This is a genomic window from Ilumatobacter sp., assembly GCF_041688325.1.
In the GTDB taxonomy this organism is placed as follows: domain Bacteria; phylum Actinomycetota; class Acidimicrobiia; order Acidimicrobiales; family Ilumatobacteraceae; genus Ilumatobacter_A.
This window is the reverse complement of sequence record NZ_JBDNIJ010000107.1, coordinates 1-20,398: the sequence shown is the minus strand read 5'-3', so window position 1 is coordinate 20,398 and position 20,398 is coordinate 1. Positions and strand designations below refer to the sequence as shown.

At 62.2% G+C, this 20,398-nt stretch carries 21 protein-coding genes, 1 pseudogene and 1 riboswitch; of the genes and pseudogenes, 8 read left to right on the top strand and 14 right to left on the bottom strand.

Going from position 1 to position 20,398, the window contains the following annotated elements; all coding sequences use genetic code 11:
• A pseudogene (locus tag ACH2EI_RS07340) lies at positions 1–1,630 on the bottom strand (hypothetical protein); the annotation flags it as partial.
• 69 nt (positions 1,631–1,699) lie between these two features.
• On the opposite strand from ACH2EI_RS07340, the gene ACH2EI_RS07335 reads away from it, so the two are divergent.
• Positions 1,700–2,218, top strand: a complete 519-nt coding sequence (locus tag ACH2EI_RS07335; RefSeq protein WP_395154550.1) for a gamma carbonic anhydrase family protein — start codon at positions 1,700–1,702, stop codon at positions 2,216–2,218.
• A 43-nt stretch (positions 2,219–2,261) separates the two neighbouring features.
• Positions 2,262–3,095, top strand: a complete 834-nt coding sequence (locus tag ACH2EI_RS07330) for a 50S ribosomal protein L11 methyltransferase (RefSeq protein WP_395159573.1) — start codon at positions 2,262–2,264, stop codon at positions 3,093–3,095.
• 26 nt (positions 3,096–3,121) lie between these two features.
• Here ACH2EI_RS07330 and ACH2EI_RS07325 read toward each other — a convergent pair whose 3' ends face one another.
• The 3 genes from ACH2EI_RS07325 to ACH2EI_RS07315 all read right to left on the bottom strand — a co-directional run bounded on the left by ACH2EI_RS07325 (position 3,122) and on the right by ACH2EI_RS07315 (position 5,557).
• On the bottom strand, positions 3,122–3,979 hold the full coding sequence (locus ACH2EI_RS07325) for a ribokinase (protein WP_395154548.1): 858 nt from the start codon (positions 3,977–3,979) through the stop codon (positions 3,122–3,124).
• A gap of 87 nt (positions 3,980–4,066) precedes the next feature.
• Entirely contained in the window at positions 4,067–4,369 is a 303-nt protein-coding gene (locus ACH2EI_RS07320) for a WhiB family transcriptional regulator (protein WP_395154547.1), read from the bottom strand.
• A 102-nt stretch (positions 4,370–4,471) separates the two neighbouring features.
• Positions 4,472–5,557: a threonine aldolase family protein gene (locus ACH2EI_RS07315; protein WP_395154546.1), complete on the bottom strand. Its 1,086-nt coding sequence runs from the start codon at positions 5,555–5,557 to the stop codon at positions 4,472–4,474.
• A 256-nt stretch (positions 5,558–5,813) separates the two neighbouring features.
• Between ACH2EI_RS07315 and ACH2EI_RS07310 the strand changes: the two genes are divergently transcribed.
• Complete coding sequence (locus tag ACH2EI_RS07310; protein WP_395154545.1) at positions 5,814–6,029, top strand: hypothetical protein; 216 nt, start codon at positions 5,814–5,816, stop codon at positions 6,027–6,029.
• Positions 6,030–6,650: 621 nt separating this feature from the next.
• A complete protein-coding gene (locus tag ACH2EI_RS07305) occupies positions 6,651–8,480 on the top strand; it encodes a peptidoglycan-binding protein (protein ID WP_395159571.1) in 1,830 nt (609 codons plus the stop codon).
• Positions 8,481–8,490: 10 nt separating this feature from the next.
• Here ACH2EI_RS07305 and ACH2EI_RS07300 read toward each other — a convergent pair whose 3' ends face one another.
• A complete protein-coding gene (locus tag ACH2EI_RS07300) occupies positions 8,491–9,942 on the bottom strand; it encodes an AMP-binding protein (protein WP_395159569.1) in 1,452 nt (483 codons plus the stop codon).
• A 68-nt stretch (positions 9,943–10,010) separates the two neighbouring features.
• Here ACH2EI_RS07300 and ACH2EI_RS07295 point away from each other — a divergent pair, with 68 nt between their 5' ends.
• The 3 genes from ACH2EI_RS07295 to ACH2EI_RS07285 all read left to right on the top strand — a co-directional run bounded on the left by ACH2EI_RS07295 (position 10,011) and on the right by ACH2EI_RS07285 (position 14,076).
• A complete protein-coding gene (locus tag ACH2EI_RS07295; protein ID WP_395159567.1) occupies positions 10,011–10,430 on the top strand; it encodes a hypothetical protein in 420 nt (139 codons plus the stop codon).
• Positions 10,404–10,492: riboswitch (glycine riboswitch) on the top strand. It overlaps the preceding gene by 27 nt.
• A 95-nt stretch (positions 10,493–10,587) precedes the next feature.
• Positions 10,588–13,449, top strand: a complete 2,862-nt coding sequence (gene gcvP, locus ACH2EI_RS07290) for an aminomethyl-transferring glycine dehydrogenase (protein WP_395159565.1) — start codon at positions 10,588–10,590, stop codon at positions 13,447–13,449.
• A gap of 21 nt (positions 13,450–13,470) precedes the next feature.
• On the top strand, positions 13,471–14,076 hold the full coding sequence (locus ACH2EI_RS07285) for a hypothetical protein (RefSeq protein WP_395156523.1): 606 nt from the start codon (positions 13,471–13,473) through the stop codon (positions 14,074–14,076).
• 8 nt (positions 14,077–14,084) lie between these two features.
• Here the strand turns inward: ACH2EI_RS07285 and gcvT are convergent, their stop codons facing one another.
• The 7 genes from gcvT to ACH2EI_RS07250 all read right to left on the bottom strand — a co-directional run bounded on the left by gcvT (position 14,085) and on the right by ACH2EI_RS07250 (position 18,827).
• Complete coding sequence (gcvT, locus tag ACH2EI_RS07280) at positions 14,085–15,143, bottom strand: glycine cleavage system aminomethyltransferase GcvT (RefSeq protein ID WP_395156525.1); 1,059 nt, start codon at positions 15,141–15,143, stop codon at positions 14,085–14,087.
• Positions 15,144–15,160: 17 nt separating this feature from the next.
• Positions 15,161–15,649 (bottom strand): MerR family transcriptional regulator, encoded by a 489-nt coding sequence (locus ACH2EI_RS07275; protein ID WP_395156527.1) that lies wholly within the window; start codon positions 15,647–15,649, stop codon positions 15,161–15,163.
• A 222-nt stretch (positions 15,650–15,871) separates the two neighbouring features.
• Entirely contained in the window at positions 15,872–16,360 is a 489-nt protein-coding gene (locus tag ACH2EI_RS07270; protein ID WP_395156529.1) for a bifunctional nuclease family protein, read from the bottom strand.
• Positions 16,361–16,374: 14 nt separating this feature from the next.
• Entirely contained in the window at positions 16,375–17,286 is a 912-nt protein-coding gene (locus ACH2EI_RS07265; protein ID WP_395156531.1) for a MerR family transcriptional regulator, read from the bottom strand.
• Positions 17,279–17,767 (bottom strand): FHA domain-containing protein, encoded by a 489-nt coding sequence (locus tag ACH2EI_RS07260; protein ID WP_395156533.1) that lies wholly within the window; start codon positions 17,765–17,767, stop codon positions 17,279–17,281. Before ACH2EI_RS07260 ends, ACH2EI_RS07265 begins: the two co-directional genes overlap by 8 nt.
• 5 nt (positions 17,768–17,772) lie before the next feature.
• On the bottom strand, positions 17,773–18,153 hold the full coding sequence (gcvH, locus tag ACH2EI_RS07255) for a glycine cleavage system protein GcvH (protein WP_395156535.1): 381 nt from the start codon (positions 18,151–18,153) through the stop codon (positions 17,773–17,775).
• A 20-nt stretch (positions 18,154–18,173) separates the two neighbouring features.
• Complete coding sequence (locus ACH2EI_RS07250) at positions 18,174–18,827, bottom strand: CDP-alcohol phosphatidyltransferase family protein (RefSeq protein ID WP_395159563.1); 654 nt, start codon at positions 18,825–18,827, stop codon at positions 18,174–18,176.
• Positions 18,828–18,863: 36 nt separating this feature from the next.
• Between ACH2EI_RS07250 and ACH2EI_RS07245 the strand changes: the two genes are divergently transcribed.
• Positions 18,864–19,262 (top strand): HIT family protein, encoded by a 399-nt coding sequence (locus tag ACH2EI_RS07245; RefSeq protein ID WP_395159561.1) that lies wholly within the window; start codon positions 18,864–18,866, stop codon positions 19,260–19,262.
• A 46-nt stretch (positions 19,263–19,308) separates the two neighbouring features.
• On the opposite strand, the gene ACH2EI_RS07240 is transcribed toward ACH2EI_RS07245, so the two are convergent.
• Positions 19,309–20,034 carry an SOS response-associated peptidase gene (locus ACH2EI_RS07240; RefSeq protein WP_395156541.1) on the bottom strand — a complete coding sequence of 242 codons (726 nt, stop codon included), beginning with the start codon at positions 20,032–20,034 and terminating at the stop codon, positions 19,309–19,311.
• A 1-nt stretch (position 20,035) separates the two neighbouring features.
• Positions 20,036–20,368 carry an ArsR/SmtB family transcription factor gene (locus ACH2EI_RS07235; RefSeq protein WP_395156543.1) on the bottom strand — a complete coding sequence of 111 codons (333 nt, stop codon included), beginning with the start codon at positions 20,366–20,368 and terminating at the stop codon, positions 20,036–20,038.
• Positions 20,369–20,398: the final 30 nt, after the last annotated feature.

Sequence of the window (20,398 nt, the reverse complement as noted above, 5' to 3'; positions counted from 1 at the left end):
CTGCTGCTGCTTCGACGATTGCAGCTTCTGCGGCTGCCTCGACTGCTGCCTCGGCGGCACGCTTGGCAGCCATCACTTCAGCAACGTCACGCATGCCCTTGGGACGGTCCTTTGGACCGCCTGGCTTGCCGCGGCCTGCGCCGCCGTCACGGCCTCGCCCGCCCCGATCGTTGCGTCCGCCTTCGCGACCACCGTCGCGTCCGCGGCCTGCGCCGCCGTCACGGCTGCCTTCGCGCGCACCGTCTCGTTCGCCACCACCGTCACGGCTGCCGCGTTCGCCGAGACCCGGCTCGCGCTTGTCGTCGCGGACTTTCTTCTGTTCTTTGCGGCTTGTCGGGCGAAGCGGCTTGGGCCGCTTGGTGCTCGTGGGTATTTCGATGCCGAGCAATGCGGCGATCTGCGGCAACAGCGGGCCGAGGCGCAGTATCGTCTTCTTCAGTTCGTCGTCGATGGTGGTCGGCGCAACCGTCGGTGTGACGAGGGCGCGGACAGGGGAGAAGGCAGCAGCTTCGAGGACTGCCGACCAGCGATCGCCTGAATCCTCAGGAAGCAGCGAATTGGTTGCTGCTTCGCCGAGACGCTTGGCGAGCTGTGGCGGGAACATTACGCCGGCCTTCGGAGGCTGCGACGAGAGTCGAAGCGCCCGAATCACTCTGCCGACAGTGAGTGCGGCGTCGACGTCTTCGAGCCAGTTGGCCATCTCTTCGGACTGCTTGGTGACCAAGGATGCTTTGAGCTCGTCAGCAATGACACGGGTCGACTCGTCACGAGCAACCATTGGATCTGCGCTTGCAGCCACGACGCTGCGCAGATCACGCAAATCGAGGTGCTGCATCTGGCGCTGAGCGGCCTCAGCGCGGTCGAGCCAATCAGCGACACGCAGCTTGGGCAGCATGTCTTCTGCCATCTTGGTGACGCTGGACTCGGGCATTTCCGGTTTCCCGTCCGCCTTGAGCTTGGTGTTTTCTTCCTTGACCCGGGTGCGCACAGCTCCCATGCCCTGGAGTGCGAGTTCGGCGATTGGACGCTGCTCTTCGGGCACCGACGCCAGGACTGCTTGGGTACGGGCCTTGCCTGGGCGGAGGCGCTTTGGCTTGGGCCGCTGAGGAACCTCGGGGGGTGCCTCGAAATGCGGCTTCTTCGGGCGGTCGGACTGCTCACGCTTGTCGCCGTCACGGCCACCTTCGCGGCCACTGCCGCGCTTGTCTCCATCACGGCCACCTTCGCGGCCACTGCCGCGCTTGTCTCCATCACGGGCGGGGCGACCACCACGGTCGTCGCCGTCGCGTCCGCGGCCTCGGCCGCGTCCTTCACGGTCGTCGCCGCCACTGCGCTCGCCTCGGCCGCGCTTGGCTTTTGTTTCGATGACGGCCTCAAAGGGCTTGTCGTCGGGTAGCAACTCGATGAGGCCACGACCTTCGTTCTTGTCGCGTGCCTTAACAACCGAGAGGATTTCCATCCCATCGAGCATCTGCTCGGCCTCGACTTTCACGACGTCGCCGACAGAGGCACCATCGTGGAGGATCGAGCCGTCCACGGTGCCTTTCGGCTTGAGGGCTCCGGCTGCACGCCATGTCCAAGAACCGTCCGAGCTCGCGCTTGTCAGTTCGATGTCAATCCTGCGGGGCATAGACGCGCCAAGATATCGGAACCTGATCCGCTTCGGTGCACAGGTGCCGATTGGCCTACGGTGCCGCGCATGCCGATCTACGCACTTGGTGATCTCGTACCGACAATTAGCAGCGATGCGTTCATCCATCCTGACGCCGTGATCATCGGTGACGTCAGGATTGGTCCGTACTCGTCTGTGTGGCCGTGCGCTGTGTTGCGCGGCGACGGTGGCCATATCGAAATTGGTTCTGGGACCAGCGTTCAAGACACATCGGTGATCCATACGACGCCGTTCTGGCCAACGATTGTCGGGAACGACTGCGTTCTCGGCCATGGCATCCACCTCGAGGGGTGCACCGTCGAGAACGACGTCTTGATCGGTAATCACGCCCAGGTTTTGCATCGTTCAATCATCCGTTCCGGATCGATCGTGGCGGCAAACTCTGTCGTGCTGCAGGATGTTGAAGTGCCGTCGGGAGGCATGGCGGTCGGGTCTCCGGCGCAGATCAGGCTTGATCGTGCACGAATCGAAGACATCAAACTCGCGTCGTCTTCTTACAAGGAACGTATCGAGGTGTACAAGACTGGTCTGCGCCGTCTCGATTGACCGCGGCGTCCGGTCGGGCCCATTCGCCAGCGAGAATGCGGCTGTGACGAACAAAACGTTCCATGTGACCGTTCCCGAAATCGACGAGGAGCTCGCAGCAGATCGGCTCTGGCAACTCGGCGTTGAGGCCGTCGGCGTCGGGCAGGTCGTCGATGGACAGGTCGAATTGTGGACGTCGGTTGGAGCAACTGAGGAATCGATTCGCCGAGCGGTGGAGCGGCTCGAACCGGGCTGGGCGTGGCGCACCGCCGATGTCGTCACTCCGGTCGAGACGTGGAGGGAGCACGTTGGGCCAACTTGGTACGCCAAGACGGGCGTCGTTGTACCGCAGTGGCAGGCGCATGAACTCGACGCCGGCCCTGACGTCCTCGTCACGTTGATCGAGCCGGGCAGTTCGTTCGGGTTAGGCGACCACCCGACCACACGCCTGTCCTTGAGCACGTTGACCGATTATCTGGCAGATCACGATGCATCCAGCGTCCTTGACGTCGGTTGTGGATCGGGCGTGCTCGGGATCGTTGCGGCTCAGCGTGGCGTCACAACCGTCCGCGCTACCGACATCTCAGCCGGCGCCCTCGAGGCGACAATTGCAAATGCTCAGCTCAACGGCGTGAACGATCAGATCGAGGTCGACATGGCCGAGCTTGCGACGATCTCAGGGCCCTACGACGTCGTTGTTGCCAACATCCTCGCTCCGGTACTCGTTTCACTGGCGGCCGATTTGCGTCGCCTGACCGCAGTTGACGGGGTGCTCATCATCAGCGGCATTCTCGGTGACGACCATCAGCACGTCATCGACGCGCTGATTCCGATGCAGGTCGAACGCACCACGATTGATGCAGGTTGGGCGAGCATTCGACTGACCCACGCGCACTGAAACTTGCTGCGTACTGTCCTGACTGGTCAGCCGATGAATTGCGCAGTCTGCGCTGCGTAGGGGAGTGATGGCACAGCCCCAGCGATGGTGACAGCCAGTGCTCCAGCAGCGACCGCCCAGTCGATGGCGTCGGAGAGTTCGTCTCCCAGAGCCAGCCGAGCCGCGAGGTTGCCGCAGAAGGCATCACCCGCACCGGTCGTATCGACCACGTCGACAGCGAGGGCCGTGCGATGCTCAATCGCACCGTCGCGGCTGATGGTGACGCCGTCGGCGCCACGGGTCACGATGACGGTTCCGACTCCAGCCGCGTGCAGGGCCTCGATCCCACCGAGCAGTTCGACCTCGTGTTCGTTCGGAATCACGAGGTCGCACAGCGCCAGCAACGAATCGTCGAGCGCCTGCGCTGGTGCTGGATTCAACAGCGTCAGCGTGCCGGCCAATTGGGCCAACGCAAGTGTTGCCTGGACCTCAACGAGGGGAACTTCAAGCTGGGTCAGGAGCACGCGGCAGGGCGCCAAGGTTCGCGGTGCAACGACATCGGCGTTGGCTCCAGCCACGACAACGATGGAGTTCTCTCCGGCGGCATTCACGACGATTGCTGCGCGGCCGGTGGGCTTTCCGTGCGACGTCAGCAGATGAGCATCGTCGACGTTTTCGACGAGGATGAGCGATCGCAGCCGATCGCCAGCCGCGTCGTCGCCGACGGCGCTGTGAAATGACGTGGACGCGCCAGCACGGGCGGCAGCGACGACTTGGTTGAGGCCCTTGCCGCCAGGAAACTCGGCATACGAGTCGCCAAGGAGCGTTTCGCCCGGTTGAGGATGGCGTTCGACGGTGACGACGAGGTCGAGGTTGGCGGAGCCGAAGACGGTGACATCAAACACGGATGCCAGCGTACGGGACGGGATTCAGTACACCGAATGGGTGCTTCCAGCCCGCGCCGAAGCTGGCGTCTCGAACCAGTAGTGGCGTCAGGATGCGGATCGGGCGCGCACACCGATGGGCGCGATGAGCCGGAAACCGGCAGCGTGGCGCTCGTCTTCGGATTCTCCACCCCAGAAGCCGTATTCGTGCTGTTCGCGGGCGAAGACCATGCAGTCGGCACGCACGGTGCAACTCGCGCAGACGTCTTTTGCTGCTGTTTCGCGTCGCTCTCTCGCCTGTGGCCGTTCGGCCGCGGACGGGAAGAACAGATGCGTGAGGCCCTTACAGGCCCCGTCGCGCATCCAGTGATTCACAGCCTCGATTTGCACATTGAGATCGATGACGGCCATAGCAGTGCCCCCTGAGTCGTTGCGGATTTTCCCTGTGCGGCACCATGTTCTGTGCCGACAAAGCGAGACAATAAACCTAATCGACTCGTGAGTCAATTGTACTCAGCAAGTATTTGCGGCGACGAGCGCTTGAACGCCTGCGGCGAACACGTCAACGTCGTTCTCGGTCGTGTCCCAGGCCGTCATCCAGCGCACCTGGTGGACCGTCGGATCCCAATCCCAGAAGAAGCACCAGTCACGGAGCGGCTCGATTACCTCGGGGGCGAGACGGGGGAACAGGCTATTGACCTGGGGTGACGCGCCAACTTCGATGCCGTCGATTGCGGACACGATGTCGTAGAGGCGAGTTGCCATGGCGTTTGCGTGGCGAGCCAGGTCAATCCAGAGATCATCTTGGAGCGCCGCGTTGAACTGGGCGGCGAGGTAGCGCATCTTGGAGGGCAGTTGGGTGACCTGCTTGCGGGTGTACTCGGAGCCGGCGGCCACGTCGTTGTTGAGAAACACGACGGCTTCGGCGCCGAGCATGCCGTTTTTGGTGCCACCGAAGCTGACGACGTCGACGCCGGCATCGACAGTGAACGCCCGGAGTGTTTCCCGGGTTCCGCCGAGCGCAGCAGTCGCATTGGCGATCCGGGCGCCGTCGAGATGGACCAACATGCCCATTTCATGGGCTGCAGTGCACAAGTCAGTGATTTCGCCCGCCGTATAGATGGTGCCGAGTTCGGTGGCTTGCGTGATGGAAACGACGCCGGGCTGGACGTGGTGCTGAACGCCCTGCAGGTGTGTCACCGACTGCAGCGACTCAGGGGTGAGCTTGGCGTCGGGGGAGCGGATCTCGAGGAGCTTGGTTCCGAGAGCGCGCTCTGGTGCACCTGTCTCGTCGACTGCAATGTGCGCCCAGTCCGTGCAGACGATCGCGTGATGCGGACCCGGCAGCGAGCCAAGCATGTTGGCGAGCGCGACGATGTTGGCTCCCGTGCCGTTGAACGCCAGACGAGTCGTGACGTCGGTGCCGAAGAGTTCGCTAAAGGCCGTCTCGCACCGTTGCGTGTGCTCATCCTGGCCGTAGGCAAGCGCATGGCCCTCGTTGGCGTCGACGATGGCCTGCATGATGGTCGGATGTGCTCCGGCGGCGTTGTCGCTGGCGAATGAGCGGCCTGGAGCGACCGGAAGATCGAGGGGGGTCATTCCCGGAGTCTCGCAGACAAGGTTCGCGGTCCAACGGCCGTGATTGCGTACTGTTTACGTCATGACAGAATTGTCCATCGCATCGGTCCCGGACGAGAGCGGGGTCAAGACAAGAGTCAAGAGCGGGGCCCGGCACTGTGGATGGTGCCGCCGAGTCCTCCCGGTGCAAACTGGACGGGGCAGACCCCGACGGTTCTGCAGCCAACGATGTCGACAATGGGACTGGGTGTCGCGTCAGCGAGCCAATGAACTCGACTTGAGTGAAAATGAACTCGTCATCGCCCGAGACGAACTCGACCGACTGCACGACGATCTGTACGCGCTGGCATGTGCAGTCGAAGACACCGACCGAGACATGTCCGCTGGCGGTACCCGGACAGTTCGCGAGCTCACTGAAATGCTCGACTGGCTGATGGAGGCGGCGAGACCCCTGCGTGATCGCGAAATGTCCGCACCCAGTACACAGCCATGATTATGTCATGACATAAAGAGCCTTTCACGAAGTTGTCGTTGCGGGAGATCTGGCTTGGGGAACAGCGTTGCTTCAGCGCTCCAGGCAGGACTTCGTCCTGCGTCGCTGTCAGGTGCTCGCTTGAGGCCGTCGTGGTGGTGGGGACCCACTGGTGGATGGTTGCGCTCACGACTCGGGTCTTCGATGGAGCTCCGGTCGCGCGACTCGGGTGGGATTCGGCGTCTGGTGAGATGGCGAGCTGGGTACGAGATTTCGTGGTTTCCCGACACGACGGTTTGCGGACTGCAACGCCGATAATTGTCGTTATGTCAATATACCTTCTGGCGAGAGGAAGAGCATAGAGATTGTGCCAGGCTGCGATCCGCCTCTCCGTCTGGTCCTGTGAGCTGGTGTTTTGTTGTCGCCCAGCGTGTTGGCTGCAGCATTCGTGTTCCGCTCGAGTCGAAATCAGACCCTCGATCTTTGGCTGAAGGTTGATGTCCCCTGCTGTTGCGCCGATAGCTCTTCTATGCAGGGAATAGATCGTTGATGACGAAACAGGCGTCCCCCCAGAATCGAATTCGTCGCTTGCTCCTTCATGGTGTTTGCGGTGCGCTTGTCGCGAGCGGTGGCTTGTCGGCGATGCCCATCGTGGCGTCCGCGGCGCCGCAACCTGTGAATGCCCCCCTCGTTGCCCAAAGTCTTGTCGGTCTCCGTCAGGGTTCGGCCGGCGCAGAAGTCGCGACGGTGCAGCGAGCGTTGATCTCGGCCGGCGTTGCCGTTCCCGGTGGCGCTGATGGCCGTTTCGGGCCAGCGACCCGCGCCGCAGTCATCAACTTCCAGTCAACCAAGGGTCTCGCACAATCCGGCGAAATCGATACGGCCACGGCTCTTGCCCTCGGAATCTCGACCCCCACTCCCACTCCTACTACTCCGGCACCCACCGCAGTGGCGGCGTATGGCGGATTGCAGGTCGGCGCGACTGGTGCCTCCGTCACAGATCTCCAAGAACGACTCGTTGCCGCAGGTGTTTACCTTGCGGGCGGCGTAGACGGTCAGTTCGGCAAGGGCACTGCTGCGGCTGTTGCTCAGTACCAGCGCTGGAACGGCCTGACCCGATCCGGCGCTGTCGATGCGGTCACTGCTTCCAAGCTCGGAATCACCTCGGTCGCGCCCCTTGCTCCCGCAACTCCGCCGGCTCCCGCCGCTCCAGATGAAGTAACAGTGGAATCCACCGCTCACCCGTACATCGGCCTCGCGGTTGGCGCAAGCGGCCCACTGGTCAAGGAAGTTCAGCAGGCACTGATTAATGCAGGTATGACCGTGCGCGGCGGTGCCGACGGGGTGTTTGGTAACGCGACCAAGGCTGCAGTTTCCAAATTTCAGGAGGCAAACGGCCTCGGCGTCAGCGGCGCGATCTACGAGACAACCGCAATCAAGCTTGGTCTCGGGGCCACGACTCCCCCGGTTGCTCCCCCAGTTGCTCCTGCGGCCCCGAATCCCTACGTTGGACTTACTCTGGGCGCCCAGGGACCATTGGTCAAGGACCTCCAAACAGCGTTGATGGGCACCGGCATTGTCGTGCGTGGCGGCGCAGATGGATCGTTCGGCAACGCAACGAAGTCCGCATTAATCGGTTTCCAAAGCGTGAATGCCATTCCGCAGACCGGAGTGGTGACCGCACAGGGCGCTCGGATCTTGAACCTGGGCATGCCGGCAGCACCGACTGCCGAGCCGACACCGGAGCCGAATGCCTTCGCCCCGACCGCTGGCGATTTCCCCAAGAAGGGCGAGTCGAGCGAACGAGTTCGTGTCTTCCAACAACTCCTGGTCGATTCGGGGATGAACCTCGTCGGCGGTGCCGATGGATCGTTTGGCAACGCAACAGCATCCGCCATCACAAAGTTCCAGCAGACAAACGGTCTGACCGTCACTGGCACGGTGACACAGGAAGTGGCCGACAAACTCGGCTTCTCAGAGTCTGGCACCTCTCCCACGTCGACGGCGGTAGCGGTCAAGCTCGACAGGTTCCCGATCCAGGGCAGATGTTACTTCGGCAACACGTGGCATGCCCCTCGTGGCAACGGGCGGCTCCATGAAGGTGTCGACGTCATCGCCGGAGAAGGAAATCTGCTGTACGCCGTCGTCGACGGCACCATCACCAAGCAGTACTGGGATCGGCCCGGTGCCTTGGCTGGCAACGGCCTTCGTGTTGGCCAAGATAACGGCTCTTACTTCACCTACCTGCATATGAGCGGCTTCGCTCCCGGTATTGAGGTCGGCACGAAGGTCAAAGCTGGCGATGTCGTTGGATTCGTTGGCAACACGGGCAGCAGCGCCACCCCGCATCTCCACTTCGAGATTCATCCGGGCGGCGGGGCTGCGGTCAACCCGTACCCCTACCTCAAGGCGATCGACGATTGCGGCAACACCACGCCGCAGCACCAGAGCTCATTCGCTCCGGCGGCGTGATCGGCTACGACTACATTCGCTCGGCGCGTAGCGCTGAGCGGCGGACCTTGCCGGCGTCATCGCGTAGCGGCTGGGTCACGTATTCGAACGATCGGGGCATCTTGTACGTGGCAAGCCGCTCGGCGAGGAACTCGAGCAGATCGCTGTCACCGACATCGTTGGCTTGCACAATCGCATGCACGTCGTTACCACGATCGTCGTTCGGGAGCCCGATGACGGCGCATGATTCGACGAGTGGATGTTCGTTGAGCGCGGCCTCGACCTCGGCGGGGTAGATGTTTGCTCCCCCGCTCAGAATCATGTCAGCGACGCGATCGCCCAGATACAGATAGCCGTCGGTATCGAACCAGCCGATGTCGCCGAGCGACTCCCATCCGCCATCGAGTATTTTTGCTTCAGCACCCACGTACTTGTAGGTCGGTGTATCTCGGTTCGATCGCATCCACACCTCGCCCTGCTCGCCCACTGGCAGATCGTTCCCGTCCTCGTCGCAGATCTTCATTTCTCCGGTGGTCACGCGGCCGACCGAACCTCGATGTTCGAGCCACTCGGTTCCGGTGATGATGGTGACGGCCTGCGCTTCTGTGCCGGCATAGAGCTCATAGATCCGCTCGGCGCCGAGCCAGTCAATCCACTCCTGCTTCAACCATGCCGGACATGGCTCGGCAAGGTGCCAGACGATTCGCAGCGACGACAAATCGAAGCCGAGCCGGACGTCGGGCTCGAGTCGCAGGATTCGCTTCATCATGGTCGGGACCATGTACACGACGTCCCCACGATGCGTCTCGATCGCAGCGAGCGTCGCCTCTGCGTCGAATTTCGGCAACAGCACGACGTGGTTACCGGCGAGGAGCGCCTGGCACGCCCAGACCCCAGGGCCGTTGTGGTAGAGCGGGCCGGGCATCACGAGACAGCCGTCATTTTCGAGGCCGAGCGGCAACGGTGCGTCAGTGTCGTATACGGCAGGATCACCCGACACGATCAGCTTGGGCCGACCGGTTGACCCTCCAGATGTCGGGGCCTTCCAGGCGGGCGACACGGCGTCGGGCAGTGGGTTGTCAGATAACCCGAGGTCTGCAACATGGCCGAGCGGCAGGTGCACAATCTCGTCTGGCAGCAGCGCTACGGCTGAGTCGGGCGCGCCGATGACCACCTTCGATTCGGCCAGCTCGACGAGCGCTGCCAGTTCGCGGGCAGGCAATTTTGCCGACGTCGGCTGGGGTACAGCACCCAGCATCCAACACGCCACATACGCAACGAACCAGTCGGTCGAGTTCGGAAGAGCGACCGTAACGTAGTCGCCTGACTCGACACCGTGGCCCTGGAGTTCTCGGGCCAAGCGGGTTGCGCTCGACTGCAATGCGGAGCGGGTCAGCGTCGTGCCGGAGCAGCTGACCGCGGCGGCATCGGGTTCCTCGGCGGCCAGAGCACGGAGTCGAGCAGGAAAGGAGATCGTCGCCATGGGGAGAGTCTGACCAACTCCCGGGGTTCGAAACGACGCAGAGCACCGGTCGCAGTAACGTCGGAACGATGTGGGAACGGCACGCGAGCGACGATGTCATCGAGTTTCCGATGACCGTCACCAGTATCGAGGTGCCGGCTCCCGGCCGGAAGGACCCCGACGAGCAGACGGCATCTGCAGTCACTGCAGAACCGGTTGACCAGACGTTGATGCCCCGCCAGGGCACGGGCACGCGGCCGAACGGTGAGCGGGCCGTGCGGCTCGGTCATGCCGAGGAGATTCTGATCACGCTCGCGTTGAAACCGTTCGAGGCGATGGATGTCGCTCGGCTCGGCGGGGTCGATGCGTCAGCTCAGCGATTTGTAGTACGGACCCATCGAGAAGCGGCAACATCATCGTGCTGGGGTTCACGTGTCGATGGTGCCACCTTGCTAACCTGCAACTCACAACTGAAACGCCGATCCACTCGATCGGGAGAGCCGGTTTAATCCGGCGCTGAAGGCGCAACCCACCCCGGCAATCGCTCAAGCACCAGGACCGTTCGAGTGAGGCACGCTGGAAAGAAGTCGTCTGCAGATGCGGGAGGCTCGCCCACGGGGATCAAAACTCTCAGGCAACGATGACAGCGGGGGCCAACTCACCACCATGGAGAGAACCGTGCCCACACCGATCGGCGACCTGTTTGAACCCGACGAATTTGTCCGCCGCCACATTGGCCCCTCGGCTTCTGACATGGCGCACATGCTTGCAACGATCGGCGTCGAGTCAGTGGACGCACTGCTCGACTTAACGATGCCCGACTCGATCCGTTCTGACGAGCCGCTCGGCCTGGCACCTGCAGTGCCCGAGGCCGAAGCGATCCGGCGGTTGCGTGCGATTGCCAGCAAGAACCAGGTGGTGACCAGCTTGATCGGCATGGGTTACACCGGCACGATCACTCCCCCGGTGATTGCCCGCAACGTGCTCGAAAACCCCGCTTGGTACACGGCGTACACGCCGTATCAGCCCGAGATCAGCCAGGGTCGCCTTGAAGCGATCCTCAACTTCCAGACTCTCGTCACCGAACTCACCGGCCTCGACGTCGCCAACGCCTCGCTCCTTGATGAAGGAACGGCAGCGGCTGAGGCAATGACGATGGCACGCCGCCAGTCGAAGTCGAAGTCGCAGCGCTTTTTTGTGCACGAGGACATTCATCCCCAGTCGCTCGCCGTGCTGCGAACGCGCTCCGAGCCGGTCGGTATCGACTTGATTGTTGGCGACGTTGCACTCCTCGACGACGTAGCTGGTGTGTTCGGCGCCATCTTCAGCAACCCGGGCTCGCGCGGTCGGGTGATGGATTGGACCGCGGCCATTGCTGTCGTGCACGGTCACGGTGGCGTTGCAGCGGTCATTACCGATCCGCTGGCATCGGTCCTTGTCACGTCGCCCGGGGCGATGGGAGCTGACATCGCCATCGGTTCGGCGCAACGCTTCGGCGTGCCCATGGGGTTCGGTGGTCCGCACGCTGCGTTCGTTGCGGCCCGGGAGAACTCAGCACGGTCGATGCCGGGCCGGATCGTCGGCGTCAGCACAGACACCGCTGGTCGCCCGGCGCTGCGCCTCGCGCTGCAGACTCGCGAACAGCACATCCGACGCGAGAAGGCCACGTCGAACATCTGTACAGCGCAGGTGCTGCTTGCCAACATCGCAGGCCTGTACGCGGCATGGCACGGCAAATCCGGTCTCACCCGCATTGCCGAGCGAGTGCAGCGACTCACCTCGATCGCCGTAGCCGGTTTGCGGGCCGGTGGTATCGAGGTCCTGAACGACACGTGGTTCGACACTCTGACGATGCTCTCCCCCGATGTCGACGCATCCATTGCCGCTGCGCTCGATGCTGGGTTCAATGTTCGACGGGTCAGCGACACTCAGGTCGGTCTGACCTTCGACGAGACATCCACCCTCGATCACGTCTCAATGGTTGTTGCCTCGCTCGGGGGTCAACCATTGGTTGACACTGCACTCGACGAGGCGCCCGACGGGCTCCCAGCTGCATTGCGTCGCACTGATGAATTCCTCACTCAGTCGGTGTTCGAGCGGTACCACTCCGAACATGAGATGCTTCGATACCTGCGTCGCCTGAGCGATCGCGACCTTGCACTCGACCGCACGATGATCCCGCTCGGGTCCTGCACCATGAAGCTGAATGCCACGTCAGAGATGCTGCCGATCACGTGGCCCGAGTTCGCCGAGATTCATCCGTTCGCCCCCGCTGCGCAAGTTGCTGGCTACCACGAGATGATCGATGACTTGGCCACTCGGCTTGCAACGATCACCGGCTACGACGCCATTAGCCTGCAACCGAACGCAGGCAGCCAGGGCGAGTTTGCCGGTTTGCTGGCCATCCGCGCCTTCCACCGGAGTAACGGTGATGAGCAGCGCACTGTCTGCCTGATCCCTTCGAGTGCGCATGGCACCAATGCAGCAAGTGCAGTGATGGCTGGCCTCGACGTCAAGGTCGTCGCATGCGACGTTCGGGGCAACGTTGACCTCGACGACGTGCGGCTCAAGATTGCTGAGGTGGGCGATCGACTCGCAGCCATCATGGTCACCTACCCGTCGACTCACGGTGTGTTCGAAGCATCGATCGGTGAACTGTGTGGACTCGTCCACGATGCTGGAGGTCAGGTGTACGTCGATGGAGCCAACTTGAACGCGCTGGTCGGCCACGCCCGACCGGGCAAGTTCGGTGCTGATGTCAGCCACCTGAACCTGCACAAGACGTTCTGCATTCCGCACGGCGGTGGCGGCCCCGGCGTGGGCCCGATCGGCGTCCGGGCTCACCTCGAACGGTTCCTCCCAGGTGATCCGCTCGACGGGTCATCGCCGGTCGGCGCCGTGTCGGCAGCCAACTTCGGCTCTGCTGGCATCCTGCCGATTCCTTGGATGTATCTCGAGATGATGGGTGGCCAAGGCCTCACCGATGCGACCTCTGTGGCAATCGTTGCTGCTAACTACATTGCCGAGCGACTCGATGAACACTTCCCGGTGTTGTATCGAGGTGAGCAAGGCCGTGTTGCGCACGAGTGCATTATCGATGTCCGTGACATCACCAAAGAGACTGGTGTCACTGTCGACGACGTCGCAAAGCGCCTCATGGATTACGGGTTCCACGCGCCAACAATGAGCTTCCCCGTCGCCGGCACGTTGATGATCGAGCCGACCGAGAGCGAAACATTGCGCGAGATCGATCGTTTCTGTACTGCAATGATCTCGATCAAAAGCGAGATCGATCGGGTCGCTGCCGGAGAATGGCCGATCGAGGAGAGCCCGTTGCGGCATGCTCCACACACGTCGGAGGAATTACTCGGCGACTGGGATCGCCCGTACTCCCGTGATCTCGGGGCGTTCCCCCTCGACTCGCTGCGTGTGTCGAAGTTCTTTCCCCCGGTGTCAAGAATCGATGGCGCGTACGGTGACCGCAACCTCGTTTGCTCCTGCGAGCCACTTGAGGCATATGCCACCTGAGCGCGCAGCTAGGTTGTGGGTATGGCTGAGAGTGATCCCCTGTCGCAAATGTTCAACCTTTTCGCGGCACCGCTCGCAGGAACGATCCAGTCGTTCGAGCAGTTCCGCAAGGGGGTCGACGAGTTCCTGAAGGGCGTTGAGAACTTCAACCGCACGATGGAGAATCTCAACGAGACCACCCAGCGGATCAACTCGATCGTCAGCGAACTCGAAGAGCCGATCCGCGCTGCAATCCCGCAGATGACACGGACGATCAAAACCGCTGACGAGATGATGAAGGTCGTCAGCGGGCCGGCGATGGCGGCTGCACCGGGGATCGAGCGGCTGGCAAAGACGTTATCGACGCCAGCGTTCGCGCAACTGCCGCATCAACTCGGTCAGTTCAGCGACATCTTGGGCGACCTGCAGAACCGCCTCGGGCCACTCACGCAGCTTGCCGAATCAGCAGGCGGGCTCTTTGGCGGGCTGAAGTTCCCCGGCATGGGCAGTGGCTCCAGGCCAGCGCCACGAGCCGAGCCCGCTCCCCCACCTGCGGCTCCCGCTTCGCGGCCCAAGCGGTCTGCGACCAAAAAAGTCGCGGCGAAGAAGCCTGTCGCTCGCAGGAAGACGGCGCAGAAGAAGACTTGACCTGCGGGTCAGACGAATGGTGGTCGCACGATGCGACCAATCAGCTCTTTGCCGCGTACGTCGATCGACACCGCTTGCCCTTCAGAGGTCTCCGGTGGGAGGAACCCGAGCGCGATTGCGTGGCCAAGTACCGGTGAGAAGTTGCCGCTCGTGACCTCGCCGACGACTTTGCCGTTGATCGAGATGGCACAGCCGGTTCGAGCTGGCCGACGGCCTTCCACGGTGATACCGAAGAGGCGGCGAGCGACGCCGGCTTCACGTTCGGCAAGAGCAGCATCACGGCCGGTGAAGGCTGGCTTGTTCCAGGCAACCACCCAGGCAAGATCGGCCTGCAGCGAGGTGATCCCAGCGCCAAGTTCGTGGCCATGGAGCGGCAACCCTGATTCGAGTCGAAGCGTGTCGCGTGCGCCGAGCCCTGCTGGCGTGATGCCCGCTGCGACGAGGGCTTCCCAGAGTGCAGGGGCAGCGTCGACCGGCACAGCGATTTCGACGCCGGACTCGCCGGTGTAGCCGGTGCCGCCAACGGTGCAATTTGTGCCGTTCCATTCGCAGATGGCGACACGGAATCGGCCCACTGCTGCTGCAGCAGGGAAGACGGCAGCGAGTTGTGTTTTGGCTTCTGGGCCCTGCACTGCAATGACTGCTCGAGTGCGGGTTGCCTCGACTCCGCCAATGGCGGCGACGACGTCGTCGGTGTTGGAAGCGTTGGGCATCACGTCGAACACGTCGGGTTCGCCGTCGGCGCGTGGATGCCACCAAATGATGATGTCGTCGAGCACGGAGGCGTCAGCTGCATCGAGGAGATGCGTGTACTGCGCCCTGCCCGGCGCGACTTTGTTCAGGTCGTTGGTGAACGTGGCCTGCAGGCGATCGAAGGCGCCTTCGCCTTCGATCCGGACGGAACCCAAGTGCGACACGTCGAACATTGCCGCGCCGTGGCGGCAAGCAAGGTGTTCAGCAACGGTGCCAGACGGGTAGGCAATGGGCATCTCCCAGCCACCGAACTCGACGAGATTGGCATCGAGTGCGCGGTGCTGCTCAACGAGCGGTGATTGTTCGAGTTGCATGGTGGATACCCCTCAGCTCAGATAACCCGCCGGTGGGGCTGCTCGTCCAGGATCTGCGCAGCGATTTCGGCGACATCGGCTTCGAGTTCGGACTGCACGCCACTCATCGACAGCAGGTTGAGAACGCCCTGGCCCTTCTTCAAGACGTCGATCAACTGACCGTCGTCAGCACAAACCTGCACGCTCTCGCCCTCGATCACGAGATGGGCCGATGCAATGTCGGAGGTGACGTGCTCTCGCAAATACTCGAATACCTTGCGGACCTGTTCCAGCTTGATGCCGGCGTCGAGGAGCTTCTTGATCGTCTTCAATTCGAGCAGATCGGTGTAGGAGTAACGACGCCGACTGCCGCTGCCGCTGGCGTCGCTGAGCGACGGGCGAATCAAGTCGGTGCGAGCCCAATAGTCGAGCTGACGGTACGTGATGCCGACGACCGTGGCCGTCTGCGTGCCGCTATATCCGAGCGATTTCGCGAGTAGCTGATCGTTGAGTTGTGTGTCGTCCATGGTCGTGCCTCCGGTCGTTGATCCCGACAGGGCGACACGGTGTGCCGACGGTTGTCGAAACTCACTCGGCAGCACCACAAACGGGTAGTTACAGCTCTGTGAGATCAACGACTCTACGCCACTCGTCGCTCAACGGTCAACCATTGATTGAGAGTTTGGTGGGCTCGGTGCCGTGCGACTCCCGATTCGGCGGGATCGTGCTGCCCATTCGGGCGCGAGCGCTCAGGCCTCGAAGTCTTCAGGGCTGACGGTGTCGAGGAAATCTTTGAAGTCGTCGATGATCTCGGCGGCGTCAGTTTCAGGCTCGGCCGGAGCGTCTTGTGCTTCAGCATCCATCAGTTCGTCGCTGGCGAACAAGGGCGCATCGCATCGAACTGCTAACGCTACGGCGTCCGATGGGCGGCAGGAGATGACCTTGTCCCCTGCCGGAGACGACATGTGTACCTCGGCATGGAATGTCCGGTCGATCATCGCTGTGACGACGATCTTCGTCACCGACGCGCCAAGTTCGCCGAGCGCGACGAGGAACAAGTCGTGCGTGAGCGGACGAGGCGGCTGGACACCTTCGAGTGCGTAGTGGATGGCGGATGCTTCTGGCGTCCCTATGTAGATCGGCAACAGACGGTGGCTGCCACCCTGTTCGCGTAACAACATCATCGGCGTATTCGCCGGCACTTCGACACGGACGCCAACCAACTCGAGAGGTATCACACCGTGAACGATACTCAGTCTTCGAAGTGGTGGCGCATCGCAGCTTGCATCAATGCGTCACGAAGTTGCCCGCCGAGCTGATCGAGATCAACGAGGTGCTGGCGAGCTTGGCTGGTCGCCTGCGGATTGCGCTGGCGAAGGAGCGGCTGGATCATCTGCTCGAACAGGCCCACTTCGCGGTCGGCAGCGACCTTCCACCCTCGGAGGTGGCGGGCATCAGCACCGGCGTCAAGGAACTGCTTGGACACGCGTGCGATGTCAAGTGCGCCTTCGTCGTACATCCCACCGGAACCTCGGAGCGAGATGACGAGTCCGTACGACTCGAGGTTCTCGAGTTCGGCTGCATCAAGGCCAGCCATCGAACACAGCTCGTTTTTGGTCAACACGACACCAGGAAGAAGATCCGGTGCAGAAATCACCGCCGTGGGCGTTGGCGGCGCCGCTATCGGGGTCGCTGCCGGAGCGGAATCTTGTGCTGGGGCTTCCGGCTCGGTGGTTGATGATCCGCCGGCGTCCGTCACGGCGGTGTTTGATGCAGCGGTGCGCGCAAAGAGTGCATCGATCCCTGTCGCGCCGGTGACGACCTGTGCATTGGCTGCGCGGTCGTCGGGCATGTTTTTAATTCCGCGCGGGCGCGCGGTCTCGGAGGTCGGGTCGATCTCGCCCGAGTCGAGGCGATCCTTGATCACTCGCAGTGGCAGGTAGTTCTCTCGTTGCTCGCGCAAGATGCATCGCAGCAGCTCGACATCGTCGTCGTAGAACTTGCGGTAGCCCGACGGGGTGCGCTCAGGGTCGATGAGACCTTGACTCTCGAGAAAACGAATCTTCGAGATGGTGACATCGGGGAATTCTTCGAGGAGAAGCGAGAGCACTTCGCCGATCGAAAGGTGAGACATCGACGCGCTCGGAATCTGTTGCTCAGCCATCGTGACGCTCGAAGAACACAAGCCGGAATTTGCCGATCTGTAGTTCGTCGCCGTGCCGCAGCAGCATCCTGTCGATGCGTTCCTGGTTGACGTAGGTGCCATTCAGAGAGCCAGCGTCGCTGGCCACATAGCCGTCAGAGGTCCGCTCGATCTCGGCATGACGTCGCGAGACGGTGATGTCGTCGAGGCTGATCTCACTGTCGGGATGTCGACCGAGTTTGGTGGTTGTCTCGTCGAGCGAAAAGCGAGCGCCGGCCTGTGCCCCTGCGCGCACGATGAGAACGCCGAGTTCGAGGGGCAGGTCGCCGACCGGGATGACGATGTCATCGTCCGAACCCGGTGCGTCTTGCAACGGATCGATCGCCGTGAGGGTGATGGTGCGGTCGCTCAAGGAATCCAATGGTTCACCGCAGCTCGAACAGAAGGCGCTCTCGGGTGGGTTCCGGTGGCCGCACTGGTTGCAGAACACGTACGTACTCATGTGGGTCAGCCTTCTGTCAGCGCCCGGTAGCCGTCGGCATCCATCAAGCCGTCGAGCTGCGAGGGATCACTCATTTCAATGGAGCAGAGCCAACCGTCACCGTAAGGATCACTGTTCAAGAGTTCGGGGGTGTCGTCGAGTTTCTCGTTGATCGCAACGATTGTTCCGGACACGGGCGCATAGATGTCACTGACAGACTTGGTGCTCTCGACCTCGGTAAACGAGTCGCCCGCAGCGACGACGCTGGCGGCCTCGGGGGCCTCGACGAAGACCACGTCGCCGAGGGAATCCTGAGCGAATTCGGTGATCCCGATCGTCACGATGTTGCCGTCTTGGCGGATCCATTCGTGGTCAGACGAGTATCGAAGGTCAGCAGGAATGTTCATGAGGCCCACAGTAGCGAGAATCAAGGTGCAGAAGGAACACGTTCGGCACGATGAGCGCGACCTTCAGCGATGCTCTTGCGGACCTGTGGGATGTAGGTGATGCCGGTCCAGTAACTCAAGGCCAGCCCCGGTATGCCTGCGAGCCAAGCGATGATGCTGAAGAACCCGGACTCGAAGACGTCTGCGTTGCCGATCAGGAAACTCGGTACAGCGCCCATGAGGAGGAACGTGGCGGTCTTGCCCCACCAGGTGACGTCGAATCGTTCCATCTCGAAGAACAGCGTCGCGATGGTCATCATCAGCCCAACGGCAACCTCGCGAAAGAGGACCGCCAGGGCGAACCAGAGCGGAATCGAGCCATCGATGATGATCGCAATGACGGAGACGAAGAAGAAGAGTCGGTCGACGGTCGGATCGAACATCTTGCCGAATTCACTGACCTGGTTAAATCTGCGTGCGATGTAGCCGTCGATCCAGTCGGTCGATCCGAGCGCGGCGAGCATCCACGCGGCTCCGGCCCGGTTGTCCTTACTGAACAAGAGCCAGAGGAACAGCGGCAGGCACAGCAGGCGAGCCAGGGTGAAGAGGTTCGGCACCGTCCAGAGGTTGTCGAACGGGCCGGCTTCGGCTGGCTCGGCGTCGGGGATGGCCGATGTTGGTTGGGGGTCGGTCACACGGCCATCGTACGTGGCGCGTACTGTGGCCGACGTATGAGCACCGTCTTCACAATGATCATCAACGGCGACATCCCCGGCACGTTCGTGTGGCGCGACGAACAGTGTGTGGCATTCATGTCGATCAACCCGATCACGGCTGGCCACGTCCTCGTGGTCCCGATCGAAGAGATCGACCACTGGATCGAGGCGTCCCCCGAACTGAACGCTCACATGTTTGACGTGAGTCGCACGATTGCTCAGGCGCAGCATCGCGCCTTCGGCTGCGCGAAAGTCGGCATGATCATCGCCGGCTACGAAGTGCCCCACGCCCACATCCACTTGATCCCGACCAACGAGATGCGTGAGCTGTCATTCGCTCACGCTGCTGCAAGCGTCGAGCGTTCCGACCTCGTTGCGTGGGCCGCGGCCATCACCGCCCAACTCTCACCCTGAACATGTCACACCTGTCACGTTTTGGTCTGACCTCGGTGTGACACTCTCACCCTGACTCTGGCCCTGAGATTGGGGTTGTGAGGGCTGGTGTGTCGTTCCGGACGCTGTTGACGTCAGTACTCACGTCGTAGAGGCGCAGGATGCCGTCGTTTCGCGCGGTGAACAGGTCGCTGAGTGATTCGATGTCGGCATTGCTCGGGTCGAGCCACTCTTCCCATCGGTCCGGCGGCACGAGGACTGGCATCCGGTCATGGACGACCGACATGTCGGTGTTGGCTTCGGTCGTGATCACCGTGGCGCTGTGCAGCCACCGCTGCTCGGGATCTGCTGGGTCTTTCCAAGCGGACCAGAGCCCTGCAACTGCCAGCGGTTCGCCGTCGATGCGTTCGATGAACATCGGTTGCTTGAGCGGCTTGCCTTTGCTGTTGAGTGGACCGTCGGGTGAGCCGGGCTTCCATTCGTAGAAGCCGTCCATGGGGATGATGACTCGATGTTTCTTGACGAGGCCACGGAACGACGGCTTCTCGGTGATCGTCTCGGACCGGGCGTTGATCATCTTGGCGCCAATCTTGCGTTCTTTCGCCCAACTCGGGATCAGGCCCCAGTGGAACGCCTGAACCGTCTTGTTCCCTGCTGGATCAGCGACAACGCCATAGATGTCGTGGGTCGGCGCCACGTTGAAGTTCTGGCCAAGCGATTCGATGCTTGCTGTCGCACCGAAGTACGACGCGATCGCGTCGGGGGTGCTGGTGGAGACGAACCGACCGCACATCTCAGGAGGTGGCGTCGAGGAGCGCTGTCGTTGTGGCGCTGACCGCCCCGGGCGCTAGCCGGTACCAGATCCAACGGCCGCGCTTGTCGCCATCGATGAGTCCGGCCTCGGCGAGGACTTTGAGGTGGTGTGAGACCGTTGGCTGCGACTTGCCGATCGGGTCGACGAAGTCGCAGGCGCACACTTCGCCGGCCGGGGACGTGGAGATCATCGACAAGATCTGGAGACGAACCGGATCGGCAAGTGCCCCAAGCCGGTTGGCGAGCAACGATGCCTCGGCTGCGGTGAGCTGCAGGCTCGCCCCATCGCAACAAGCTGCTAATTGATCGGTCATCACAGTTCAGCATACGAGGTCACTCTTCTG

Coding starts and splice junctions, on each gene's coding strand:
- ACH2EI_RS07235 (WP_395156543.1), bottom strand. CDS start 20,368: ATGACCGATCAATTAGCAGCTTGTTGCGATGGGGCGAGCCTGCAGCTC.
- ACH2EI_RS07275 (WP_395156527.1), bottom strand. CDS start 15,649: ATGGACGACACACAACTCAACGATCAGCTACTCGCGAAATCGCTCGGA.
- ACH2EI_RS07305 (WP_395159571.1), top strand. CDS start 6,651: ATGCCCATCGTGGCGTCCGCGGCGCCGCAACCTGTGAATGCCCCCCTC.
- gcvT (WP_395156525.1), bottom strand. CDS start 15,143: ATGCAACTCGAACAATCACCGCTCGTTGAGCAGCACCGCGCACTCGAT.
- ACH2EI_RS07295 (WP_395159567.1), top strand. CDS start 10,011: ATGTGGGAACGGCACGCGAGCGACGATGTCATCGAGTTTCCGATGACC.
- ACH2EI_RS07265 (WP_395156531.1), bottom strand. CDS start 17,286: ATGGCTGAGCAACAGATTCCGAGCGCGTCGATGTCTCACCTTTCGATC.
- ACH2EI_RS07300 (WP_395159569.1), bottom strand. CDS start 9,942: ATGGCGACGATCTCCTTTCCTGCTCGACTCCGTGCTCTGGCCGCCGAG.
- ACH2EI_RS07315 (WP_395154546.1), bottom strand. CDS start 5,557: ATGACCCCCCTCGATCTTCCGGTCGCTCCAGGCCGCTCATTCGCCAGC.
- ACH2EI_RS07245 (WP_395159561.1), top strand. CDS start 18,864: ATGAGCACCGTCTTCACAATGATCATCAACGGCGACATCCCCGGCACG.
- ACH2EI_RS07285 (WP_395156523.1), top strand. CDS start 13,471: ATGGCTGAGAGTGATCCCCTGTCGCAAATGTTCAACCTTTTCGCGGCA.
- ACH2EI_RS07260 (WP_395156533.1), bottom strand. CDS start 17,767: ATGAGTACGTACGTGTTCTGCAACCAGTGCGGCCACCGGAACCCACCC.
- ACH2EI_RS07335 (WP_395154550.1), top strand. CDS start 1,700: ATGCCGATCTACGCACTTGGTGATCTCGTACCGACAATTAGCAGCGAT.
- ACH2EI_RS07320 (WP_395154547.1), bottom strand. CDS start 4,369: ATGGCCGTCATCGATCTCAATGTGCAAATCGAGGCTGTGAATCACTGG.
- gcvP (WP_395159565.1), top strand. CDS start 10,588: ATGGAGAGAACCGTGCCCACACCGATCGGCGACCTGTTTGAACCCGAC.
- ACH2EI_RS07240 (WP_395156541.1), bottom strand. CDS start 20,034: ATGTGCGGTCGGTTCGTCTCCACCAGCACCCCCGACGCGATCGCGTCG.
- gcvH (WP_395156535.1), bottom strand. CDS start 18,153: ATGAACATTCCTGCTGACCTTCGATACTCGTCTGACCACGAATGGATC.